The following is a 7889-nucleotide window of genomic DNA, read 5'->3' as shown; positions in this document are numbered from 1 at the left end:
TCTTGCATCTCGTCCATTCCACGCATCGCACTCATCGCCCAAGGTCATGAACACAATATCCATAACGCTCGGGCCTCGAAGCCCGTTTACACCGTTCCCAATTTCAACAGCCTGTTAGGGCCTACTCCTGTCCCATGCAAGTCATTGCGGTCGACTGGAGTTGGCGCTTTAGCCCTTACTCCGGTCCCCTGCAAGACAGTCGCTGTTTTGTCTAACCCCGGATGCTTTGGTCACTTGTTGTTCGCTGATGATTCGTGCTGCCAGGCGCTTGATGTTCACACGCCCGTTAGCTAGTTCTACCACCGATTGGCGCCAAGCGAGAGGCGAATTGCGCGATTGCTGTCCGCGTTCATCCTGCGCACGATCGACTGTTGCGCCGCGGACATCCGTGCGGCACAACACATAGGAGCATGATCTCGGCGGCCGCAATATGCATGCCACGCTCGCCGTGGCAGCGGGCTCGACTGCGTCAGCGGCCGCGCGGTGGCGCGGCGCGTCGTAAAATCGTGCGCTCATGGCCGCGGGTTGCAGCCCTTCGGCCGGCCCGCGCGCTAACCTCGCCGGCTCCCTACCAGTCTTTCTTTTCGCAAAACATCTCGATGAGTCTTCGCCGCTACTGCCTGCTTGCGTTATTGACCACTTCAGCGTCGGCCGTTGCGCCCGCCGTTTCCTCTGCTTCTGCCGCCACGCTGCCCAATGCCGCCGCCAATGCCGCGGTCACCGACAGCGGTTCGGCCGCGGCCGCCGTGTCGGGCGACGACGCTGAGGGCCCCGCATATGGGCCCGAGCTGCAAGGCTTTGACTATCCGGCGCCGGTCGAGCGCTTCGACTTCACGTCGCAAGGCGTGCCCCTGCAGATGGCCTACATGGACATGAAGCCGGCGCATCCGAACGGCCGCACGGCGGTGCTGCTGCACGGCAAGAACTTTTGTGCCGCGACGTGGGGCGCCACCATTCATCGGCTGAGCGACGCCGGCTATCGTGTGATCGCGCCGGACCAGATCGGCTTTTGTAAATCGAGCAAGCCCGAGCGCTATCAGTACAGTTTTCAGCAGCTGGCGCGCAACACGCATGCGCTGCTCGCATCGCTGGGCATCAACGACGCGACGATGATCGGTCATTCCACCGGCGGCATGCTCGCAATCCGCTACGCGCTGATGTATCCGCGCGAAACGCAGCAACTCGTGCTGGTGAATCCGATCGGTCTCGAAGACTGGAAGGCGAAGGGCGTGCCGTCGCTATCGGTGGACGAATGGTATGAACGCGAGTTGAAGACGAGCGCTGCCGGCATCCGCCGCTACGAGCAAGCCACCTATTACGCGGGTCAGTGGCGCGCGGACTACGAACCGTGGGTACAGATGCTGGCGGGGATGTACAGGGGGCCGGGCAAACGGATCGTCGCGTGGAATTCCGCGCTGCTGGACGACATGATTTACACGCAGCCGGTGGTGTACGAGCTCGGGCAGCTGAGCATGCCTACGCTGCTGCTGATCGGCCAGAAAGATACCACCGCGATCGGCAAGGATGCGGCGCCTGTCGAAGTGCGCGCGAGAATCGGCCACTACCCGGAACTCGGCAAGGCGGCGGCGCAGGCGATCCCGCATGCGACGCTCGTCGAGTTCGCCGGGTTGGGGCATGCGCCGCAGATGCAGGACCCGCAGGCGTTCCACCAGGCGCTGCTGGATGGGATGGCGGCGGTGTCAGCGAATCGGTGAGCCGGGGGTCGGGCTGGCGGCTGGTTGGCGGCGGGGGGAGCGGTTGGGTGGACCGCGCGTTTGAAGCAGCGAGATAAAGCGCCGCGTTGGAGCAGCCAATCGAACGGGCGAATCGAAACAGCAGATTCGAACGATGAATCGAAACGGCGAGGAGAAGCGGCGAATCGAAGCCGCGAATTTAAGCAGTGAATCGAAGCCGCGAATCAAAGCCGCGAATCGAAGCAGCGAATCGAAGCAGCGAATCGAAGCAGCGAATCCAAACAGCGAATCCAACCAGCGAATCCCCGACGGCGCTTGCCGCTGCGCCCAGCAAGCGCGGCGGCGGCCCGCCGTTTTTCCATCGCAGACCCTAGGCGTCGGCGGCCATCAACTCTTCATGCACTTGTGCGCCGATCTCGAACGAGCGCAGCCGCGCGTCGTGATCGTAGATCTGCGCGGTCAGCATCAACTCGTCCGCGCCCGTCTGGGCGATGATCGACCGCAGTGCCTCACGCACAGCGTCCCGATCGCCGAGCGCGGTGCACGCGAGCGAGTGCGCGACGTTGTTCAGATCCATCTCCGATGCATCCAGCCGCTCCACCGGCGGCTGCAACTGACCCGGCGTGCCGCGTCGCAAATTGATGAACTGCTGCTGCAGCGAGGTGAACAGCAGCCGCGCTTCGTCATTGGAGCGGGCGGCAAACAGATTGACGCCCACCATCGCATACGGTTTGTCGAGCGCCGCCGAGGGCCGGAACTGCGAGCGATATACCTGCAACGCGCTCAGCATGTAGTCGGGCGCGAAGTGCGACGCGAACGCGAACGGCAGACCGAGCGCCGCCGCCAGCTGCGCGCTGTAGAGCGACGAGCCGAGCAGCCACAACGGCACATGCAGCCCGGCGCCGGGTACCGCGCGAATGCGCTGGCCGGGCACCGGATCGTCGAAGTAGCGCTGCAGCTCGACGACGTCGTCGGGGAAAGACTCCGCGCTGTTTTGCAGATCGCGGCGCAACGCGCGTGCGGTGGTCTGATCGGTGCCCGGCGCGCGGCCCAGGCCGAGGTCGATGCGCCCGGGGTAGAGCGACGCGAGCGTGCCGAACTGCTCCGCGATGACGAGCGGCGCGTGGTTCGGCAGCATGATGCCGCCAGAGCCGACGCGGATCGTCTTCGTGCCGCCTGCAACGTGGCCGATCACCACCGAAGTCGCCGCGCTTGCTATGCCTGTCATGTTGTGATGTTCCGCCAGCCAGAAGCGGCGGTAATTCCAGCGTTCCGCGTGCTGTGCGAGGTCGAGCGTGTTCCTGAATGCGTCCGCCGGCGTGGCGCCCGCAGCGACAGGCGAGAGGTCGAGGACCGAGAAGGGAATCATTGTCTGTACGTTTTCTGTTTGCGGCGCTTTCGCGCGATGGGGGCATTGTGGCAAAGCCTGCATTTTTCTGCTGACGCCGCGCCGATGTCCACGTTCATCGAAGGGGGTTTGTCGCCCCTATGTGCGGCGCAAGGCGCTGTGCGAAAGTGCTAGCGTTACGTGGAGCGTCGGCATGCAAATGACCGATCGATATTGAACACGCACATGCGCCGCTGCCAGGTTCAGGCCGTCGAACAGGCGCGAAACACAGCGCGTGGCGAAGCAACCGACTTTGGATTGCGCAACGCCGCGCCGCTTGAACCTTCCTGCGCAGGGGCTCGATCAACATGCCGCGTGGCGCGCAAATTGCGACCTCATGCGTGCCGATGCGCACCCGCACGCATCCCCCGCGAGCGGTGCTTTTGGTGACCGTACGTCGACCGGCATTCGCGTGTACGGTGGAATGATCCGAACGATGATGCGCTCGGTCAATTGCAGCGACACGGTTCGCATGACTTCGGTCCCGAACCCATCGGATCGCCATTCGAACGACGTGTCGCCGAACATTTGCAACGTTTCAAGGAGTTTCACATCCCATGAGTGTCGCAAACGAATTCCGTACCCGAACCTGCGAAGACGTGCGCCGCACGCTGATCACAGGCGAGGAAATCGCGCTCGTCGACGTGCGCGAGGAAGATCCGCACGCGCGCAGTCATCCGCTCTTTGCCGCCTGTATGCCGATGTCGCGGCTCGAACTGGAGGCGCCGGAACGCTTGCCGCGTCCCGCGGTGCCGATCGTCGTGCTGGACGCCGGCGAAGGCCTCGCGCAGCGCGCCGCGCAACGTCTGGCCGAACTTGGCTATACCAACGTCGCGTTGCTCGACGGCGGCCTGCAAGGCTGGCGCGAGGCAGGCGGCGAGCTGTTTCGTGACGTCAACGTGCCGGGCAAGGCATTCGGCGAACTGGTGGAAAGCGTGCGCCATACGCCCTCGCTCGACGCGCATCAGGTGCAGGCGCTGCTCGATCAGGAAGCCGACGTGGTGGTGCTCGACGCGCGCCCGTTCGACGAGTACCGGATCATGAACATTCCCGGCAGCATCAACGTGCCGGGCGCCGAACTGGTGTTGCGCGCGCGGCAGCTCGCGCCGAACCCGGCCACGCGGATCATCGTCAATTGCGCCGGGCGCACGCGCAGCATCATTGGCGCGCAGTCGCTGATCAATGCGGGCGTGCCGAATCCGGTCGCGGCGCTGCGCGACGGCACGATCGGCTGGACGCTGGCGGGTCAGCCGCTCGCTCACGGCGGCTCGCGGCGCTACGAACCGGTGCTCGACGACTCGCTGCGTCTGGCCGCCGCCGACGGCGCGCGTGCGGTGGCCGAGCGCGCGCGCGTCGGCCGTACCTCGCGCGATGAAGCGCGCCGCTGGGCGGGCGAGGCGGTGCGTACCGTGTATCGCTTCGACGTGCGCTCGCCGGAGGAATACGAAGCGGGTCACGTGCCCGGCTTTCGCAGCGCGCCGGGTGGACAACTGGTACAGGAAATCGACCGCTTCGCGCCGGTGCGCGGCGCGCGCGTCATTCTGTCGGACAACGACGGCGTGCGGGCCAACATGAGCGCGTCGTGGCTCGCGCAGATGAACGTCGAAGTGTATGTGGTCGATGGGCTCACGCCCGCGGACTTCGCGGAGAAGGGCGCGGCGCCGCCCGCGCGCTATGCGAGCGCGCCGCCCGCCGTCGACGAGATCGCGCCGGCCGAGCTCGCCGCGGTGCTGCAGTCGCCGGGTACGGTCGTGCTCGATTTCGCGCGCAGCGCGGACTACGTGAAGCGGCACATCCCGGGCGCGTGGTTCGTGATTCGCAGCGACCTGGACGCCGCATTGCGCAAGTTGCCCGCGGCAGAACGATACGTGGCGACCTGCGGCAACGGCCAGCTTGCGCGCTTTGCGGCGCCGGAGCTGGCGGCCGCAACCGGCCGGCCTGTGCAGGTGCTGGTGGGCGGCAACGAGGCGTGGATCGAAGCGGGCTTGGCCGTGGAAAGTGGCGAAACGCGGCTCGCTTCGCCGTCTATCGATCGCTACCGGCGGCCGTATGAAAGCACCGACGTTTCGCGCGAGGCGATGAGCGCATACCTGGAGTGGGAAAGGGGGCTCGTCGCGCAGTTGGAGCGCGATGGTACGCATCGGTTCCACGTGATCTGAGCGGATTCGGCATGCGCTGCGTTTCGGAGTGGCGGCGTTGTGGCGGTGCGGCGCAGCCGCGCGCACGCGGTGCCGCAGAAGAAAATCCGCAGGTTGGTTTAGGGAACAGCGCGCTTGTCCCACACGAAAGCGTGCCTTTCGTCGCGGGCAAAATCGCTTCGAATCGCTTCATGCTACCGGGCAAGCGCCGCCATGACGATCGGCCGTTTTCATTCGTCATCCTCTCTATTTTCCTGCGCGCGAGGTAAAGGTGGCGCGGCGGACGTCCATGCTGGGGTGCGCGGTTGAACGCCGGGCGATTCGAACGCGGTAACCAGCAGACACGACCGCCCACGCAACAAATTCATCCCGCGCGCGCCCCGCCAGGAGCTTCTCGGGCCCCGCAAATCCTCTGCAAATTCGGTGTAAACGCGCTCTCGTCTAAATCGCCGAATGCGATTAAATTGGATGAACTTGGAAGGCTTATCGAGGGACCAGGGCGGCCGATCAAGCAGCGGTTTGCCATTCCGGCGATGGCGCAAGGTGCGTAGCCAAGGTTGCTCACCGCTACGTCCGGAACCAGACCGCTGCGTGTCGTCCAGGTGCTTCGAATCGTGCGGCCGGTGGCCGCTTTCTCTTCCGGTTGACCGTATCGACCGACCCGGCGACGCTTTGCACAGCGTCGCCTTTTTGCTTCTGGCGACGTATTCGCGTCGCGGTGCAGCTCGCTTCGCGTCGATGCAAGGACTCGCGCGCCAGCTTGCAGACCGCCGCCGCGTCGCGCGCGGCACCCATGCGGCCTATTCCTCGCGCCTTTGCGCTCAGCCGCGCGCAGTGCTTCGAATCCCGGGATTCCGATCGGCTCGCGAACACCCCCGCCCGGCACCGACTTGCCCGTCTCGCTCGCGGTTTTGCGCGTGCGCGGTTATCCTTGGAGTAGACACTACACACCGGACGCGCGCCTGCAGCGCATCCGAACCAGGGAATTCGCCGTGAGCCTCAAACTGCTTACCGTCGCAATGCTGAGCGCGTGCGTCGCACTGACCGGCTGCGACGATCAACAAAGCGAGCGCGCCGTGCAAAAACTCAAGGAGTTCTTCAACGCGGTTAAACCGGATGCGCTGCTGCTCAGCAACATGACGCCGGGCATCACAACGGAAGCTCAGATCCGCGAGCAGATGGGCAAGCCCGAAACCGAGCGCACCTTCACCGACGGTTCGAAGCGCTTCGAATATCCGCGCGGTCCCCAGGGGCTCAACACGTATATGGTCGACATCGACCGTGACGGCAAACTGCAAGCCATCACGCAGGTGCTGACGGCCGCGAACTTCGCGAAGATCCGCATCGGCATGAGCGAGGACGAAGTGCGCCGGTTGCTCGGCAAGCCCGGCCAGGTCGCGGTCTTTCCGCTCAAGCCGGAGACCGTATGGAGCTGGAAGTGGCGCGAAGGCGGCGTCACGGAGGAGGGCATTTTCAACGTGCACTTCGACAGGGATCTGAAGGTGTACACGACATCGCGTTCGGACGTGATACGCGGGCGATAAGACACAGAAGCAAAGACAACAGCGGGGTCATGATGATACGTCGACGTCGAAGCAGCCGTATCGGGCTGGTGTTGGGGGGCGGCGCCGCGCGCGGCTGGGCGCATATTGGCGCGATCCGCGCGTTGCATGACGCGGGCATCAAGCCCGATGTGGTGTGCGGCACGTCGATTGGCGCGCTGGTGGGCGCCGTCTATGCGAACGGCGACCTGGACTGGCTCGAGGAATGGGTCGCGCGGCTGACGTGGCAGACGGTGGTGCGCCTGCTCGATCTGCGCATCTCGGGCGGCCTGCTCGGCGGGCGCAAGGTGATCCAGCTTTTCGCCGACAAGTTCGACGGCCGTTCCATTGCGCAATTGGACTTGCCGTTCGCGGCGGTCGCCACCGAACTCGATACGGGCCGCGAAGTCTGGCTGCAGGACGGCAGCACCGTCGACTCGGTGCGCGCGTCGATTGCGATCCCGGGCATTTTCACGCCGGTGTGGCACAACGGCGTGTGGCTGGTGGACGGCGGTCTGTGCAACCCGGTGCCGGTGTCGGTTGCGCGCGGCATGCGTGCGGACTGCGTGATCGCGATCGATCTGAACAACGACATTCTGAACGGCCGCGACTTCGGCGGCGCGGTGGTCGAAACGCCTTCGCTCGATCCGGCCGAGCCGCCGCCGGTGGCCCTGCGCCGCAACGGCAAGCCTTGGCCGCGCTGGCTCGCGCCGGCCGACGCGGCAGTCTCCGACGACGTGCGCGTGCCGCCTGCGCCGAGCGCGCACGTGCCGTCGATGCTCAGTTCGATCGCGCAAAGCATCGACATCATGCAAGTGCGGATCACGCGCAGCCGGCTTGCCGGCGAGCCGGCCGACATCCTGATTCAGCCGCGCCTGGGCGGGATGGGCATTTTCGATTTTCACCGCGCGGCGCCCGCAATCGAGGAAGGGCGCGCGGCCGTCGAACAGATGCTGCCGGCGATTCGCGCGCGCCTCGGAATCGACTAGGCAGAGACGAGGCGAACCTGCGAGGCCGGTCGGCGGGCTCGTGCAAAAAGAGAGCGGGCGCGCTCGCGCAATCAGTCACGACAAAGGAAACGCGTTCGCGATTCGCCCGCGGTCCGTGGACCCCGCGCTGATGCGCGGTC

Annotated in this window: 5 protein-coding genes; 4 read left to right on the top strand and 1 reads right to left on the bottom strand. The window is 65.4% G+C overall.

Annotated features, from left to right (window positions below; all coding sequences use genetic code 11):
* Positions 1–599 precede the first annotated feature (599 nt).
* Entirely contained in the window at positions 600–1715 is a 1116-nt protein-coding gene (locus ABQJ48_RS30825; protein WP_367841734.1) for an alpha/beta fold hydrolase, read from the top strand.
* A 349-nt stretch (positions 1716–2064) separates the two neighbouring features.
* Here ABQJ48_RS30825 and ABQJ48_RS30820 read toward each other — a convergent pair whose 3' ends face one another.
* The gene (locus ABQJ48_RS30820) at positions 2065–3063 is read right to left on the bottom strand and encodes an LLM class flavin-dependent oxidoreductase (RefSeq protein WP_367841733.1); all 999 of its coding nucleotides are present in this window, start codon (positions 3061–3063) and stop codon (positions 2065–2067) included.
* Between the two features lie 575 nt (positions 3064–3638).
* Here ABQJ48_RS30820 and ABQJ48_RS30815 point away from each other — a divergent pair.
* The 3 genes from ABQJ48_RS30815 to ABQJ48_RS30805 all read left to right on the top strand — a co-directional run bounded on the left by ABQJ48_RS30815 (position 3639) and on the right by ABQJ48_RS30805 (position 7749).
* Positions 3639–5240: a rhodanese homology domain-containing protein gene (locus tag ABQJ48_RS30815; protein WP_367841732.1), complete on the top strand. Its 1602-nt coding sequence runs from the start codon at positions 3639–3641 to the stop codon at positions 5238–5240.
* A gap of 971 nt (positions 5241–6211) precedes the next feature.
* Positions 6212–6763 (top strand): hypothetical protein, encoded by a 552-nt coding sequence (locus tag ABQJ48_RS30810; protein WP_367841731.1) that lies wholly within the window; start codon positions 6212–6214, stop codon positions 6761–6763.
* Positions 6764–6795: 32 nt separating this feature from the next.
* Complete coding sequence (locus tag ABQJ48_RS30805; RefSeq protein ID WP_367841738.1) at positions 6796–7749, top strand: patatin-like phospholipase family protein; 954 nt, start codon at positions 6796–6798, stop codon at positions 7747–7749.
* Positions 7750–7889: the final 140 nt, after the last annotated feature.

Source organism: Paraburkholderia suaedae, from assembly GCF_040812055.1.
Classification (GTDB): domain Bacteria; phylum Pseudomonadota; class Gammaproteobacteria; order Burkholderiales; family Burkholderiaceae; genus Paraburkholderia.
Note: the sequence above shows the minus strand (reverse complement) of the source record. Positions and strands in the feature narration are given on the sequence as shown.

What these genes read in the sequence shown, in the direction of transcription:
- ABQJ48_RS30825 (WP_367841734.1), top strand. Translation starts at nt 600, where the DNA reads ATGAGTCTTCGCCGCTACTGCCTGCTTGCGTTATTGACCACTTCAGCG.
- ABQJ48_RS30815 (WP_367841732.1), top strand. Translation starts at nt 3,639, where the DNA reads ATGAGTGTCGCAAACGAATTCCGTACCCGAACCTGCGAAGACGTGCGC.
- ABQJ48_RS30805 (WP_367841738.1), top strand. Translation starts at nt 6,796, where the DNA reads ATGATACGTCGACGTCGAAGCAGCCGTATCGGGCTGGTGTTGGGGGGC.
- ABQJ48_RS30820 (WP_367841733.1), bottom strand. Translation starts at nt 3,063, where the DNA reads ATGATTCCCTTCTCGGTCCTCGACCTCTCGCCTGTCGCTGCGGGCGCC.